Below are 16,373 nucleotides of genomic sequence, written 5' to 3' on the forward strand. Positions count from 1 at the left end.
GATGTTTATCAGCTTACTAACAAGAATCGATATCCATGTGCACAACCTGCGGCTGCTCTACTCCCTCTCACTCTCATCAACATGAGCATGAGCACGACACTGACTCTAGGCTGATTGAGGTCGAACAAGACCTGCTTGCCAAGAATGATAGCTATGCGGAAAAGAATAGAGCCCTGCTTGCCTCAAATAAAGTGCTCGCTTTAAACTTGGTTTCAAGTCCAGGCTCCGGGAAAACATCCCTACTCACCGCTACGATCGAGCCCCTTAAGGGAAACAAAAGAGTCTGTGTTATTGAAGGCGACCAGCAAACAGATAATGACGCGCAGAGAATCATCGACAGCGGTGCCAAGGCAATTCAAATCAATACTGGAAAAGGCTGCCACCTCGATGCTCATGCGGTTGGACATGCCATGAAAAAGCTTGAGCTGGCAGAGCACGATATTCTTTTTATCGAAAACGTCGGCAACCTCGTTTGCCCCGCTGCTTTCGACTTAGGAGAACATAGCAAGGTCGTGGTCTTATCGGTCACGGAAGGCGAAGATAAACCGCTTAAATACCCTGACATGTTTAAAGCTTCTTCACTTATGCTAATCAATAAGTCTGACCTCCTTCCTTATGTCGATTTTGATGTCGATAAAAGCATCGAATATGCGCGTCGTATCAACCCGGATATTAAGTTTATCGTTCTATCCGCCAAAACAGGCGACGGGATGGAAGAGTGGTTAAGCTGGCTCAATCAACATGCACCAACAAGATAGTGACTCGGCAAGTATTCGCCTGAAAGTAAGCGGGCGAGTACAAGGCCTTGGCTTTCGGCCTTTTGTTTATCGGCTCGCTCACTCGCTTTCACTGACTGGTTCAGTACGAAATTCCTCCTCGGGCCTTGAAATTGTATTAACCGGGCAACAAGCCCAGCTTGATGAATTCCGTAATCAGCTTCTAGCAACAAAGCCCTCTGCGGCTCAGATGGAGAGTATTGAGCTTGAGCGTATTAGCCCTCAAATCTCAGCCACTAGCTTTTCAATCATAGAGTCAGAAACTGATTCCAATAGCCTATCATTATCGACAAATGCACCAGAAGTATCCCCTGACCTGGCACTGTGTTCCTCTTGTCTAGATGAACTATTTGACACAAATAACCGTCGTTACCTTCACCCTTTTATAAGCTGCACTCAATGTGGACCACGCTACAGCATTATTGCCGATCTGCCCTACGACCGAGACAACACCAGTATGGCAAAGTTCGACATGTGTAGTACCTGTCAGCACGAATATTCCACTCCCTCAAATGCCAAACGCTTCCACTCGCAAACCAATGCCTGCAATGACTGTGGACCACAATTAGCGCTAGTCGATAAGAAAGGTATTCGTTTGCCTCTAGAACAGAATCAGGCACTAATCGATTTTTGCGCCGAACAATTAAAGCAAGGCGCTATTATTGCTATAAAAAGCATCGGTGGTTTCCACTTAATTTGCGATGCCAAAAATTCTGAGAGTATTAAGCGGCTAAGAAAAGTTAAGCAACGCCCTGATAAACCCTTTGCCCTCATGGCCTTGAATACGCCTTCACTTGAGCCCATAGTCGAGCTAGACAGAGCAAGCCTTCACGAGCTGAATTCTTCTCACGCACCGATTGTACTTCTGCCTAAGAAAAGAACTTTAAAGCCTGACTCTAAGCAAGAAGAGGAAGATTGGCTCGCACCGAACCTAAGTGACTTGGGCTGCATGTTGCCTTATACCCCGCTTCATTATCTAATTTTTCATGCCCTGCTTGGCAGGCCAAAAGGAATAAATTGGCTTGAAGAAGCACAAAACTATCAACTACTCGTGACCAGCGCCAACCTTCCTGATGAACCCATAGTTTATGACAACGACAAGTGCATCGAGCAACTTGCCTCATTAGCTGACTTCGCCTTGCTAAACGACCGTGATATTCTCGCGCCGTCTGATGACTCAGTCATTCAGGCAGGTGAACCCAAAGCACTAATCAGACGCTCTCGCGGGATCGTTCCCACCTCGATAGCTTTGTTAGATAAGCAAGCTCACTCTCTTGCTTGTGGGGCCCATTTAAAGAATACCTTCTGCTTAACTCAAGGCGATAAAGCCTATATATCGCCCTATCATGGCGAGTTAGACAAGCCAGAGAACTTCCGCCGTTTCCAGGCTAACATCGCCCATTATCAACACCTTTTTGGCAATAGGATTGATCAATACTGCGCAGACCTTCACCCAGATTATGTAAGTACTCACTTCGCTGAAAAGAACTCGCAGAAAAGCAACTCGCCCCTAATAAAAGTTCAACACCATCACGCTCACCTGACATCCTTACTCGCAGAACAAACAGGCCAAGCAAAACTACCCGCGCTTGCTTTAATACTCGATGGAAATGGCCTGGGAGACGATAATCAAGCCTGGGGTGGTGAGCTATTCTATGTAGACTCGAAGCAGATAGAACGTATCGGACACCTTGAGAAAATAGCGATTCCTGGTGGCGATATCGCCACACGGGAAATCTGGCGAATTGGTGCAAATCTATTGGCAAAAACAAGTAGGGAACAGGCATTCGAAGCTTACGCAGATAGCCTCAAGAATGAGCTCACTAGTCATTTCATTCTGAATGGAACGCACCATTTTACGAGCAGTGCAGGCAGGTGGTTCGATGCAGCCGCCTCAATAATCGGCGTTCGCCAAGAGTGTACTTATGAAGGGCAAGCCGCTGCAGAGTTGGAGTCTTTGGCTCGATCAGCCTCCAGGGACCACGTTCAATCTCTTGTCAAAATCGATGAGAAAAACCAACTCTTACTTAGCCCGCTTCTTCCTTATTTAAGCGCTATGGAGAATAAACCTCAGGCTGCATACTTGTTCCATCGCGAGTTAGTCGATGGTCTCGTTCGTTGGTTAGAGAAATCAAGCAAACAGCGCCAGACTAAAGCGGTCTATTGCTCAGGAGGTTGCTTCCAAAATCGGCTTCTCAGAGAATCGCTTAACGAACACTTAACTTCACAGGGATTTAAGGTATATTTCCCTATCAAGCTGCCCGCCAACGACGGTGGCATCGCTCTGGGTCAAGCTTACTTGAGCCATTGGCAAAATAACTAAGGACTCTCAGCACCATGTGCCTTGCACTTCCGGTAAAAATTGAAACACTTCTCGATGATGAACAAGCGATCGTTGAGCTAAGCGGTGTGAAGACCAAGATTTCGACGGCACTAGTCGAAGATGTCCATGTCGGCGACTATGTTATTTTACATGTTGGTTATGCGCTCAATAAGCTGGATGAAGAAGAGGCCAAACGAACACTAGCGCTCTTTGCACAAGGAGAGACTGATGAGCGCTAAAACAAAAGCCTCACCAGAGTTAAAGTACATCAGCGAGTTCCGACAAGGTTCGCTGGCCAAGAAACTAAGCCAAAGCATAACCAATGAAGTACAGAGTGATAAACGCTATCGCTTAATGGAATTTTGTGGTGGGCACACGCATACCATTTTTCGCTATGGTATCCCTGACTTACTTCCTGAAAATATCGACTTGCTCCATGGGCCCGGCTGCCCTGTTTGTGTCCTGCCCATTAGCGCGATCGATAATGCTATCTCGCTCGCACTGCAGCCAAATACGATTCTCTGCTCTTATGGTGATATGTTGCGCGTACCCGGCAGCAAAACAATGAGCTTGTTAAAAGCACGCGCCCAAGGAGCTGATGTGCGCATGCTCTACTCGCCGCTCGAAGCACTAACACTGGCTCAAGATAACCCTGGCAAGGATATCGTATTCTTTGCTGTTGGCTTCGAAACGACAACGCCTCCTACAGTTGCTATGCTCGACGCCGCTGTCAAAGCCAATATTAAAAACCTATTTATCTACTGCAACCACGTACTGACACCTCCGGCAATCACCGGTATTCTAGAGCCAGCTAAACAAGCTGGAACTAGAGTACTTGATGGTTTAATTGGCCCTGGCCACGTAAGCGTTATCACTGGTGAACGCCCTTATCTTGAACTTGCCAAACATTACCAGACAGCCATTACCATTTCCGGCTTTGAACCCTTGGACATCCTTCAGTCTATTTTAATGCTTGTTCGCCAAATTAACCGAAACACCTGCCAGGTTGAAAACCAATATACGCGCGCAGTAAGCTTTGAGGGAAACCAGAAAGCACAGGCACTGACCAAGAAGTACCTAGACCTTCGACAGAGTTTCGAATGGCGAGGCCTCGGAGAAATGCCTGACAGCGCTTTAAAGCTGCGAGAGGAATATCAACAATTTGATGCCGAGTATATCTATAAGGATACGTTCGCAAAAAACGGCAATGACATCGCATCTGACAACAAAGCCTGTGAATGCCCTGCCGTTTTGACGGGGCAAAAAAAACCCTACGAATGCAAACTATTTAACAAGCCCTGCACCCCTGAAAACCCGCTTGGCTCATGCATGGTATCATCTGAAGGCGCGTGCGCAGCTTACTATCGCTATCAACCCAACACCCAGTAGACAGAGCCCCGCCAATGACTAACAAAACCTCAAGCACACTGGATTTCAAGGATGGGTTCATCGAGATGGCTCATGGAAGTGGTGGCCGAGCGTCAGCCACGTTAATTGATGAACTCTTTTTGCCAGCTTTCGATAATAGCTACCTACAAGAAAAGTCTGATCAAGCAACACTTTCACTACCACAGTCTCGCATTACCATGGCCACCGACAGCCATGTCATCTCCCCTTTATTTTTCCCTGGCGGGAATATCGGTAGTTTAGCGGTGCACGGCACAGTCAATGACGTCTGCATGTCAGGTGCCCAGCCCCTCTACCTAAGTGTTGGCTTTATTCTAGAAGAAGGCTTCCCGCTTTCTGAACTAAAACGCATTGTCGACTCTATGGCTGAGGCAGCCCAAGAGGCTGGGGTTAAAATCGTTACCGGTGATACGAAAGTGGTAGAGCAAGGCCATGGTGACGGTGTTTACATCAACACCACAGGAATAGGCGCATTGCCTGAAGACATCAACTTATCACCTGTGAATATAAAGGCTGGTGACAAAGTCATTATCAGCGGAACCCTGGGAGATCACGGCACCTGCATTATGTCTCAAAGGCAAGGTATGAACTTTTCATCCGCTCTAAAGTCTGATTCACAAGCGCTGAATGATCTGGTTGAAAGCATGCTGGAAGCTGCCCCCGCTATTCGCTGTATGCGCGACCCAACCCGAGGTGGACTCGCTGCGGTTTTACACGAACTATGCCAAGGCAGAGCTTTAGGTATTAGCCTGGAAGAGGCAAACCTTCCTATTAAACCTGAAGTCGCCGCAACGGCTGAACTACTAGGCTTAGATCCACTGCATATTGCCAACGAAGGTAAACTTGTTGCAATCTGCCCAGCTGAGCAGACGAAACAACTGCTGCAAGTGATGAAACAACACCCTAAAGGTCGAGATGCTGAAATCATTGGCGAACTAATCAAAGATGAAAACGAGCTGATTCAACTCACTACAAACTTTGGCGGTAAACGCCTGATTGAGTGGCGTTACGCTGACCAATTACCGAGAATTTGCTAGGTAACAGTTCACAACTCAAAAAAGATCTTGTTAATCAAATGTTACACATCGCAAAACTTTTGCTACAGACCCAAGGCATCACCTGTCATATGATTACATCATCGAAGTACGGAACAGCGATTCAGGCCCACGGTTTCGGAAACAGATTTCATGATTTTCTTTGACCCGACTCTTTAGTCGGGTTTTTTATTGGCTGCGATTTATTGCTTTGATGGTTATGTGTGACAAAGTAGTGCCAAAAGCTGACGTTTCTATATCAATAGGGTGCGCCGTGCGCACCAGCGGAGTTTGATCGTCTCCTCCGTAGGCATAGGATCCACCTCTCGCTTGATCAACCTCGTGCTAGCCCTCATGCGAGCCGTGGAAGGCTCTGCCTACAGGCCTGGGGGAATTGGTTTGGCCACCCCTATTTATGTTTGTTTGAGCCACGGAGTTCAGAGGTGCGCATGGCGCACCCTATTAGAGTTGTCAGAGTCTTAAATGCAGACTTTAACGTAGCTCAAGAAGTTCACTTCTTTCTTCTTTAACAAATGCTTTTTAATGAATAACCATAAGGCTCTAACTTGCTTAAGTCGTAGTATCTTGAGAAAACATCCTCTCCAGCTCTTGGCAACCATCTAACTCGCTAAGCAAATAAGACTTCTCTCGCCGGGCCACGTCTAGCCAATGTTCACCTTTAACAGCACCAACTAAAGCGTACAGAAAATTTAGGCTGACTTTATCATTCGAGGCTTTAAGCTTGAGAAATGCTTCAATGGGACCAATCCGATTTAACTCTTCTACAGAACAGACGCCAACAGCAAGCAAGTCCGCTTCGCTTTTTGGACCCAAGCCTTTTAGATCTCTTAAACGCATCATAAACCTACAAACTAAATCGTAGTTTTTGTTTGATCTCTTGCGCCGTGCGCTCAGGCTGTTCTTGCATAAAACAGTGCCCACCCGGCATTTCAATAAAATCGTAATTCAAATTTGCTTCGTGAACTTTTGCTTTAGAGCGTTTCACAAAGGGGTAAGTCCGATCACCATAGAGCATGGTCATCGGTGCTTCAATGCGGCGAATCGCTGGCCATAGTCCCTTAGCATAAGCAGAGAAGATAGATGCTTCAATACGAGGCGGGCATTTCAAGCGCATTGAGCCATCGTCACTTTCAATCAATGCATGGTCAATATAAGACTTAAGACACTCATCTTTCCAGCCCTTAAAAGTACCTCGTTGGTATAAGTAATCCCAAACGGCCTGGAAGTTTTCCCAAGACTCTGTTCGAGCCTTGGCTTGTCGAACGAGGGGCATCCGCTTTGACAAACCAAGCGTCTTTAGGCTTGTCGCGGTTCGCGCCATCACTGGAGGCATATAGACAGGGTCCATTAGGATTCCCATATCGAATAATTTCGGCTGCCTAGACATAATCAGTGTCGACATGATGGCACCATAGCTATGCCCCATCGCGATGCGTGGCACCTTGCCCCACATACCTTCAAAATTCGACCATACCTCTGCAAAATACTTGGCACTTCGATTCCAACCTGGGTATTTTCCACCAGCATCACTGTCGCCATGCCCCTGACCATCACTGATAAACAAGTCATAATCAGCTTGAAAGTGCGATAAAAGATTTTCAAAAGTCAGGCCACAGAAGCCATTACCATGAATAAAGTGGATCATAGGCTTACCGCTAGGCTCGGTGTAATGGCCTCTTAAAGTCATGCCTGAACCGGTTTGGTATTCCCAGGGAATCAAACCTGAAATCACACTCTGCTTTCCACTTCTGCTTAAGGTATCTGTCATCAAAACTCTCTTACCGGTCTATCTCGCTTGATAATTCAGGCAGCTCATTAAAACTAACATTCGGGTAGTGACTGTCACGCACTTCGTGAATAAAGCGCAGCGTGACGAAAGCATCAAACCAGATATGAAAAGCGCGTTGAAAGCTTATCGAATCACGTTTTTGGGAAAGATGTTTAAATTGCTTCTCTATCTTCAAATTACAGAGCGCTTGAATCACTGCTGCACTATCGACATCACTCATTGTATCTTTAATCGCTTCAAACAGAAGCTCAGCAGACGAGAAGGACTGTCCTGAATTTGAAATGATACTTAGAAGTTTTTTTAACAGTTTGAAGCACTGTGGATGATAGAAAGTATAAACCTTGTCAGGTTTTTCCATGCGGCTAATTTTTAGCAGCGCAGGTCCGGTGCCAAAGGGAACACGGTGACTAGGACGCCCGGAAATTTCTATCGTGGGAGCTTCCAAGGAATGAATACGCCCAACTTTCGCGAGCTTATTCAATAAATAGAAGTCTTCACCTGCTGAACGTTTCGGGAACCCCCTCACCAGCGCATAAGCGATAGGGCTAACAGCTATCAATGACCCGATTGTGTGGAAGGCATAAGGTGAACCAGCCTGCTGGAGTTGATCAACATAATAACGCAAGGAGTGATCATACAAGCTCATCGCTGTTTCATACCCGAGCTCAGCAATATGTTTGAAGGGGTAAATCGCAGCGGCAGCGCTTGAGTCATCCACTGAGATATTAAAATAGCTCTCAGGTAAACTCACATCCGCATCACTTGAATGCAGCCAATCGGCTAGTTTCCCGGTACTCAAATATTGTTGCTGCACGAGCTTTAGGCCGAGATCCATACCGAGTTTTCTGGCAAGCCCAACTCCCTGCTTTGGTGACAACAGGCGCTCCGCGTGACAATAGCTCATACAATATAGGGTCAGCGTGGAGGAAATATTAGCTCGAAATAGCTCAGACTCTTGCCTAGCCTGCGTTTGCTTTACCAGACTTTCAAGCGCCTCTCGTGTTCGCTGCTGCGCAGCAGCAACTTCAGGCTCATCAACATCCGGTGCATTGAAAACGAAAATCAAAACAGCCGAATGAGCGCTAACTTTATCGATAATCTTTAAGAGTTGAGTGATGGGCTCATCATAAACAGGAATAACCAGCACAGCGTCGAAAGGTCTTTCCAGGGAGCGTTGCAGAGCTTGGATATCAGGCTCTGCATAGGTATCCAGGTATTTGGAAACGGCTGAACTGTCGTACTTCATTGACAATAACTAGTTAGACCAGTCTTTATCAATAATACGCTTAAGCTTGAGCAAGGTAGCCTGGCGTTCATCTGTGCTATAAGACTGAGCAGGCAATTTACCCCAAATTGGCGCTGGCCATGTCGGGTCACCTTCAAAACGCACAACATGATGAATATGTAGCTGTTTTACAACGTTCCCCAAGGCGGCAATATTAAGCTTATCACCCGAGAATAGCTGCATTAGGTTTTGCCCAAGATACATCGACTCAAGATCTAACTGCTGACGTTGCTCATCACTTAAGTGATACAACTCCGTTGCATCACCCACGCGAGGAACAAGAATAAGCCATGGATACTGAACATCATTCATCAATAAGACTTCGCACAATGGCCAAGACGCTATGTGAATCGTATCGTTTTCCAGGCGTGAGTCGAGTTTGAAGTCTGCCATTAAGCGCCTGCACTCTCAGCTTTTTGTTTCTGCCACTTAGCTTCCCAATCCAAAGCAGACTTAACGATCACACCTAAGTCATCATGATCTGGCTCCCAGCCTAGTACTGCTTTGATTTTGGCATTATTTGCCATCAGCGCATCAGGATCACCTGCTCTGCGGTCGACATTTTCAACCGGAAAGTCTTGCCCTGACTTTTCCTTAACCGTATCGATTACTTCACTGACCGTAAAGCCACGGCCATAACCACAGTTTAGGATTTGCGATTCACCGCCTTTCGCCATGTAATCGAGCGCCATAACATGCGCTTTAGCCAAATCATCAACATGGATGTAATCGCGGATACAGGTACCATCACGTGTTTCATAATCCGTACCAAAGATCACCATACCATCGCGCTCACCTGTTACACATTCACAAGCGACCTTGATCAGATGAGTCGCTTCGGGGGTTGCCTGCCCCAAACGGCTGGTAATGTCAGCACCGGCAACGTTAAAGTAACGCAAAATCACATGATTCAAATCGCTGGCTGCCGACAGGTCACGAATCATTTGCTCGCTCATCATTTTCGATGCGCCGTAAGGGTTGATTGGCGCTAGTGGCATATCTTCGCTAATTACTTTCTCTTCCGGCATACCATAAACAGCCGCCGTTGACGAAAATACCATGTAAGGCGTTTTATACTTTTCAATAATAGTCAGTAAATTCAGGGTATTACGAGTATTGTTACTGTAGTACTTAAGTGGATTTACGACTGACTCGGGCACCACAATGTTCGCGGCAAAATGTAAGACTGCTTCAAACTTGTGCTTGGCAAAAACCTGATCAAGTTTTTCAACATCAGCAATATCACCAACAACAAGCTCACCATAGGTCACCGCCCACTCATAGCCGGTCGATAAGTTATCGTAAACCACTATGTCATGGCCTGCTTCACCCAACTGTTTTACAACATGGCTACCAATATAGCCCGCACCACCCGTTACAAGTACTTTCATTCTTTCTACTTTCCTTTGTTTCTGAATTTATCTATCCAACAGCCTAGCTTGATTATTATAAAAGATTGATATGAAAAAAATATTATTGTGAAGCATTCTGCCGGATCTGTTTTTTCTGTTGGCGGCGAAACGCGAAGAAGTCCCGTATTATCTGACTACATTGTTCCGCCAATATTCCTTCAGCATAGACTATTTCGGTATTCATGGAAGGGTGACTCAATAAGTTATTCTGACTCACTACCGCACCCGCTTTAGGCTCACGAGCGCCAAACACCAAACGATCAATTCGAGCATGAACCAGCATTCCAATACACATCGTGCAAGGCTCTATGGTGACATAAAGTGTCGTACCAGGCAGGCGATAATTTCTTTCGTGTTCTGCTGCTGCCCGAATAGCTCTCACTTCAGCGTGAGCACTCGGGTCACAGCTAGCGATGGGGCGGTTCCAGGCCTCACCTAAAACCTCTTCACCTCTAACCAAGACAGCTCCAACTGGCACTTCACCTTCAGCGCCCGCTTTTTCTGCAAGGTTCAAGGCGCGTCGCATCCAACGCTCATCAATTATGCGTTGCTCCTTACCAGAGTTTTTTGATGCGACCTTATCTTTCGTCATTTCTTACTAATTATTCCCACTCAATCGTCGCTGGCGGCTTAGAGCTGACATCGTATGCGACACGCGAAATATGCTCGATCTCGTTAATAATTCGATTCGATACCGTCTCTAGTAATTCATAAGGCAAGTGCGCCCAACGAGCGGTCATGAAGTCAATTGTTTCAACGGCACGTAACGAAACAACCCATTCATAACGACGACCATCCCCTACAACACCCACCGACTTAACCGGCAAGAAGACAACAAATGCCTGTGATGTTTTGTGATACCAGTCTGCCTTATGAAGTTCTTCCAGGAAGATAGCGTCGGCTTCGCGCAAAACTTCTGCATATTCTTTCTTCACTTCCCCCAAAATACGAACACCTAGGCCAGGCCCTGGGAAGGGGTGGCGATACACCATGTCGTAAGGCAGACCTAGCTCTAAGCCCATCTTACGAACTTCGTCTTTGAATAGCTCGCGTAAAGGTTCAACTAAGTCCATCTTCATATCGTCTGGTAAGCCACCTACGTTGTGGTGAGACTTAATAACATGCGCCTTACCCGTTTTCGCTGCAGCAGATTCGATGACATCCGGGTAAATAGTACCCTGGGCCAAGAAGTCAACGTCTTGAATCTTGGTTGCTTCTTCATCGAAGACTTCAATAAAGGTATTACCAATGATTTTTCGCTTTTTCTCGGGATCAGAAACACCTTCTAACTTACCCAAGAATAAGTCTTCAGCATCAGCACGAATGACTTTGACGCCCATGTTTTCGGCGAACATCTCCATCACCATGTCGCCTTCGTTCTTACGTAACAAGCCGTTATCGACAAAAACACAGGTTAACTGATCACCAATGGCTTTATGCAATAGCGCCGCAACCACTGAAGAATCAACACCTCCAGATAGACCTAGCAAGACCTTCTTATCACCCACTTGGGCACGAACTCGTTCAATCTGATCTTCAATAATCTTTGCTGGCGTCCAAAGTGATTCACAACCACAAATATCTTTTACAAAGTGACTTAAAATACGCTCACCCTGCAGGGTATGCGTTACTTCAGGGTGGAACTGGATACCAAAGAAATTCTTCTCTGCACAGTACATACCAGCAATAGGGCAAGATTCAGTTGAGGCCATCAACTCAAAACCTTCAGGCATCGCAGTAACTTTATCACCGTGGCTCATCCATACATCTAATAAGCGGTTTGCACCTTCAATGTGATCTGCAATATCTTTGAACAAAGCACTATCACCTTCAGATTTAATCTGGGCATAACCAAACTCTCGTACATCAGAGCTTTCAACCTTGCCGCCTAATTGTTCGGCCATAGTCTGCATGCCATAACAGATCCCTAAAACCGGCACACCCAAGCTATAAACAACTTCTGGTGCACGTGGAGAACCAGGCTCAGGCACAGACTCAGGCCCCCCCGCTAAGACAATACCCGTCGGCTTGTATTCACGGATCTCGGCTTCGTCCATATCCCAGGCACGAATCTCTGAGAAAACGCCCAGTTCACGCACTCGACGTGCGATTAACTGAGTGTACTGTGAACCAAAATCTAAAATTAGAATACGCTGTGCGTGAATATCTTGACGGTCTGTCATGGGATTAAATCAACCTCTTAGAAAGACAAAACGGGGCTCTACTAGAAGATGCCCCGCATAATATAAATAAAACTTAAAAAGTACTTAAAGCCTAGCCAACACGATAGTTAGGTGCTTCCTTGGTGATGGTCACATCGTGAACGTGGCTTTCTTTCATGCCCGCTGCGGTAATCTTGGTAAACTGCGGTACCGTGCGCATCGTTTCAATATCGCCACTACCTGTGTAGCCCATGCTAGAACGAAGCCCACCCATTAACTGGTGAATGATTGCAGTCATCGGCCCCTTACACGCTACACGACCTTCAATACCTTCAGGTACTAACTTGTCGACGCCAGATTTAATGTCCTGGAAGTAGCGATCACTAGAGCCTTGAGACTGGCCCATTGCTCCTAAAGAACCCATTCCCCGATAAGCCTTATAGCTTCGACCTTGGAATAATTCGATTTCACCAGGGGCTTCATCAGTACCGGCTAGCAAACTACCGATCATAATACTGTTTGCGCCAGCTACAATCGCTTTTGCAATATCACCAGAGAAACGGATACCACCATCAGCGATAACAGGCACATCAAGCTCTTTCAAAGCTGCACTAACATTAGCCACCGCAGAAACCTGAGGAACACCAATACCAGCCACAATTCGTGTCGTACAAATTGAGCCCGGGCCAATTCCGACTTTAACCGCATCTGCACCTGCTTCAGCCAATGCTATCGCCGCTTCAGCTGTTGCGATGTTACCACCAACCACTTGCACCTGCGGGTAGTTTTCTTTTACCCAGCGAACACGGTCAATAACGCCTTTAGAGTGTCCGTGTGCCGTATCGACAACAATCACGTCAACACCTGCCTGCACCAATGCATCAACGCGCTCTTCAGTGCCAGCACCCGTACCCACAGCAGCACCAACTCTGAGCTGTCCTGCTTCATCTTTACAAGCATTTGGATAGTCTTGCGACTTTTGGATATCTTTAACCGTTACAAGGCCGGTTAGTTCGAAACTATCGTTAACCACTAATACTTTTTCGATTCTGTGCTTATGCAGCAACTCGCGAATTTCGTCTGAAGTAGCGCCTTCTTTTACGGTCACCAGCTTATCTTTAGGTGTCATGATACTTGAGACTTTAGTATCCAAACTGCCTTCAAAGCGGATGTCACGGCCAGTGACAATACCGACCAAGTCTTTACCGTCAACAACCGGTAAACCTGAAATTTTGTTAGCTGCCGTCAGCTCTAACACTTCTCGTACCGTCATATTTGAAGCAACGGTAATAGGGTCTTTCACTACACCACTTTCAAATTTCTTAACAGCACGAACGGTTGCCGCCTGCTGCTCAGCGGTCATGTTTTTGTGAATGATACCAATGCCACCTTCCTGCGCCATGGCAATTGCCAAAGGAGCTTCAGTCACCGTATCCATCGCGGCAGATACCAGAGGAACATTCAAGGTGATGCCTTTCGTCAGGCGAGTTTTAAGAGAAACTTCGTTAGGAAGAACTTCGGAATAACCAGGAATCAAGAGAACGTCATCAAACGTCAGTGCGTCATGTGCGATCCGCAACATATGGGCCAACCTTTATGTCCAGATAAAACGCGGAATTATAATGCTTGAGGGGCTCTCCTTACAAGCATAATTGTAAATACCGCCAAAGCATTTTAAACTCGCCTCAACTTATCACCCAAATATGACATCGCAATGACTTACGCAGACTTCCCTTCCGACCCCAGTATTCCTGAGCATACACCTGCTAAACCCAAGGCACTGAGTGTCAGCGAACTTAACCGTCAAGTTAAACGAATGCTTGAAGTCAGCTACGCTCAAACCTGGGTAAGCGGAGAGATTACCGGGCTCTCAAGACCGCGCTCCGGCCATTGGTATTTCACGCTAAAAGACGACAAGGCCCAAATCCGCTGCGCCATGTTTAAAGGCTATAACCAACGCTTAAAGTTTATCCCCAAGGAAGGTGACCAGATAATTGTTCGAGCCAAAGTGAGCTTGTACGAAGGTCGCGGCGATTACCAACTTATCGTTGAAGGCATGGAACCGGCGGGTATTGGGCAACTACAAGCCGCTTTTGAAGCACTAAAGCTTAAACTGGCTGGCGAAGGACTGTTTGACCAGCAGCATAAAAAATCTATACCACAAATCCCCAAAAAAGCAGCCGTGATAACCTCTCAAAGCGGTGCCGTCATTCATGACATCATTTCAGTGACGCAGCGTCGCTTCCCTGCACTAGAGATCATTTTGCTACCCGTTCAGGTTCAAGGGGAAGGCTCAGCACAACAAATTGCCGACGCTATCGCTTACTGCAACAGCCACAACCTTGCAGATGTGTTAATTGCTGGGCGAGGAGGCGGGTCTCTAGAGGATTTATGGAGTTTTAATGAAGAAGTCGTCGCACGTGCTATTTTTGACAGCGAACTACCTATCATTAGCGCCGTTGGTCATGAAGTAGACTTTACGATTGCCGACCTGGTAGCAGACTACCGGGCACCAACGCCATCAGCAGCCGCAGAACACATTACGCCCGACCAATACGAATTAATGCAAAACCTGGATCAACAACAACGGCGCCTGGAGTTTTTGATCAACAATCGATTCAAACAACTCAGCCAAAGCATCGATGCCTTACAAAAACGACTAAGACATCCTGGCGATGCCCTTCAAGAAAAGGGTTTACGCCTTGAAGAACTTCAAGAGCGCATTAAACGGGCACTATCAAACACTATTGAAAATAAATCTGGAAGTCTGAATATACTTCAGCACCGCTTACTCAGATATAACCCTCAAGCGAAGCTTGAACAAAGCGCAGCAACACTAAACAACGCTTACGACAAACTAGTACAAGCGCAGCATGCAAACCTGGAACAACAGCAACACAGACTGGCGATTCTAGCCCAGACACTGCACACGGCAAGCCCTCTTGCAACCTTAGGGCGCGGCTATGCCATATTAAAGTCCGATAAACAGAAAGTTCAAACCCAGTGCAGCGACTTCAAGGCGGGAGACAAAATCAGTGCCACACTAAAAGATGGGATTGTCCATTGTACCGTCGACCAAAGTGTTCCAGAACTGGACTTATAACTCAGCCCAGCTTACTTCAAGGCTTGATAAATTTTCGCTAGATTGTACTGCATCATATCGAGATAGCTTGGCGCTAGCTCATGAGATAAGGCGCCCGAGATCAGTTCACCTCCAAAATTGACTCCCGTTTCCATTTGCACAACTTTGATAAGGCGATTGTCAGCGACATTTTCCTCGAAAATCGCCTTGACGCCAGAGCTCCGAACCTGACGAACTACTTGTGCAATTTGTGCTGCAGAAGCCTCTCCTCCCGTACTGATGCCTTGCAAGCTCCGCATTTTCAAACCATAATCTCGAGCCAAATAAGCAAAGGCATTGTGAGGAACAACCATTTGTCGTTGAGACGCAGGCAGAGCCAAAAACTTCTTCTCGTAAGCTTGGTTAAGCAAGTCTAATTCTTCAATATATGCCTGTGCATTCGTTTCATATTCTCCGGCATGCGGAGGGTCAACCTTCGCTAAGGCATTGGTGATATTGCGAATATATACTTTTGCAGCCTGCAAGCTATGCCAGGCATGCGGGTCAACCCTTCCAACCATCTTGGAAATATCATCATTTTCATCAAGAGAAGCGCTACTATGCTTATGCTCTTCTTCGCCATGATGACCATGACTATGTCGACGCAAATCCTTTCGCTCTCTGATCAAACGAACATTTTCTGTCGCTATCACAGTCAGGCCATTAAAATCTGCTGCTGCAACCAAGCGCGCTAACCACCCTTCAAAGCCCAAGCCATTCATTAACAACAAGTCAGCTTTAGATAAATGCTTAACATTTTGAGGTGAAGGGCGGTAAACATGTGCATCTTCCCCCCAGTCTACCAAGGTAGATACGGATACATGATCTCCTCCCACCGCCTTAGCCATATCAGCCAAAACACTGAAGGTCGCTACTAACTGTAAACTGGCTCCCGCACCGCTCTCTTCCCGTTCAGCCATTACATTCATTGAAAGGCATAGCAAAAATATCGAGAGCAAAGCTCTACGACTGCTAGACTTGTACCTAATGTTACTTTGCATACTTAACCTCAATAGGGTTTCTGTTGAAATTTTGCCGGTTAG

Annotated in this window: 15 protein-coding genes; 6 read left to right on the plus strand and 9 right to left on the minus strand. The window is 46.5% G+C overall.

The window, feature by feature from the left end:
* Positions 1–35: 35 nt before the first annotated feature.
* The 5 genes from hypB to hypE are packed head-to-tail and all read left to right on the plus strand — an operon-like array spanning position 36 to position 5,543.
* The gene (gene hypB / locus A3763_RS14540) at positions 36–758 is read left to right on the plus strand and encodes a hydrogenase nickel incorporation protein HypB (protein ID WP_068554351.1); all 723 of its coding nucleotides are present in this window, start codon (positions 36–38) and stop codon (positions 756–758) included.
* Positions 742–3,099 carry a carbamoyltransferase HypF gene (gene hypF / locus A3763_RS14545; RefSeq protein ID WP_068634502.1) on the plus strand — a complete coding sequence of 786 codons (2,358 nt, stop codon included), beginning with the start codon at positions 742–744 and terminating at the stop codon, positions 3,097–3,099. Before hypB ends, hypF begins: the two co-directional genes overlap by 17 nt.
* Positions 3,100–3,113: 14 nt before the next feature.
* Positions 3,114–3,338, plus strand: coding sequence for a HypC/HybG/HupF family hydrogenase formation chaperone (locus A3763_RS14550; protein WP_068511835.1), 225 nt, complete (start codon positions 3,114–3,116; stop codon positions 3,336–3,338).
* Entirely contained in the window at positions 3,328–4,488 is a 1,161-nt protein-coding gene (gene hypD, locus A3763_RS14555) for a hydrogenase formation protein HypD (protein ID WP_068634503.1), read from the plus strand. Before A3763_RS14550 ends, hypD begins: the two co-directional genes overlap by 11 nt.
* Positions 4,489–4,502: 14 nt before the next feature.
* Positions 4,503–5,543 carry a hydrogenase expression/formation protein HypE gene (gene hypE / locus A3763_RS14560; RefSeq protein WP_068511830.1) on the plus strand — a complete coding sequence of 347 codons (1,041 nt, stop codon included), beginning with the start codon at positions 4,503–4,505 and terminating at the stop codon, positions 5,541–5,543.
* Between the two features lie 567 nt (positions 5,544–6,110).
* Here the strand turns inward: hypE and A3763_RS14565 are convergent.
* From A3763_RS14565 to guaB, 8 genes are all read right to left on the minus strand, one after another.
* Positions 6,111–6,401: a TfoX/Sxy family protein gene (locus A3763_RS14565; protein ID WP_082865380.1), complete on the minus strand. Its 291-nt coding sequence runs from the start codon at positions 6,399–6,401 to the stop codon at positions 6,111–6,113.
* 4 nt (positions 6,402–6,405) lie between these two features.
* Positions 6,406–7,329 (minus strand): alpha/beta fold hydrolase, encoded by a 924-nt coding sequence (locus A3763_RS14570; protein ID WP_068511827.1) that lies wholly within the window; start codon positions 7,327–7,329, stop codon positions 6,406–6,408.
* A 10-nt stretch (positions 7,330–7,339) separates the two neighbouring features.
* Positions 7,340–8,596 carry a hypothetical protein gene (locus tag A3763_RS14575; protein WP_068511824.1) on the minus strand — a complete coding sequence of 419 codons (1,257 nt, stop codon included), beginning with the start codon at positions 8,594–8,596 and terminating at the stop codon, positions 7,340–7,342.
* Between the two features lie 9 nt (positions 8,597–8,605).
* On the minus strand, positions 8,606–9,028 hold the full coding sequence (locus A3763_RS14580; RefSeq protein WP_068511823.1) for an HIT domain-containing protein: 423 nt from the start codon (positions 9,026–9,028) through the stop codon (positions 8,606–8,608).
* On the minus strand, positions 9,028–10,026 hold the full coding sequence (gene galE / locus A3763_RS14585) for a UDP-glucose 4-epimerase GalE (protein WP_068511821.1): 999 nt from the start codon (positions 10,024–10,026) through the stop codon (positions 9,028–9,030). Before galE ends, A3763_RS14580 begins: the two co-directional genes overlap by 1 nt.
* An 82-nt stretch (positions 10,027–10,108) precedes the next feature.
* A complete protein-coding gene (gene tadA / locus A3763_RS14590) occupies positions 10,109–10,639 on the minus strand; it encodes a tRNA adenosine(34) deaminase TadA (protein WP_068511818.1) in 531 nt (176 codons plus the stop codon).
* A gap of 10 nt (positions 10,640–10,649) precedes the next feature.
* Positions 10,650–12,230: a glutamine-hydrolyzing GMP synthase gene (guaA, locus tag A3763_RS14595; RefSeq protein WP_068511815.1), complete on the minus strand. Its 1,581-nt coding sequence runs from the start codon at positions 12,228–12,230 to the stop codon at positions 10,650–10,652.
* Between the two features lie 91 nt (positions 12,231–12,321).
* On the minus strand, positions 12,322–13,791 hold the full coding sequence (guaB, locus tag A3763_RS14600; RefSeq protein ID WP_068511812.1) for an IMP dehydrogenase: 1,470 nt from the start codon (positions 13,789–13,791) through the stop codon (positions 12,322–12,324).
* 132 nt (positions 13,792–13,923) lie between these two features.
* On the opposite strand from guaB, the gene xseA reads away from it, so the two are divergent.
* Entirely contained in the window at positions 13,924–15,312 is a 1,389-nt protein-coding gene (xseA, locus tag A3763_RS14605) for an exodeoxyribonuclease VII large subunit (RefSeq protein ID WP_068511810.1), read from the plus strand.
* Positions 15,313–15,323: 11 nt separating this feature from the next.
* Here the strand turns inward: xseA and A3763_RS14610 are convergent, their stop codons facing one another.
* Positions 15,324–16,331, minus strand: a complete 1,008-nt coding sequence (locus A3763_RS14610) for a metal ABC transporter solute-binding protein, Zn/Mn family (protein WP_068508834.1) — start codon at positions 16,329–16,331, stop codon at positions 15,324–15,326.
* Positions 16,332–16,373 lie beyond the last annotated feature (42 nt).

It is taken from the genome of Oleiphilus sp. HI0128, from assembly GCF_001635365.1.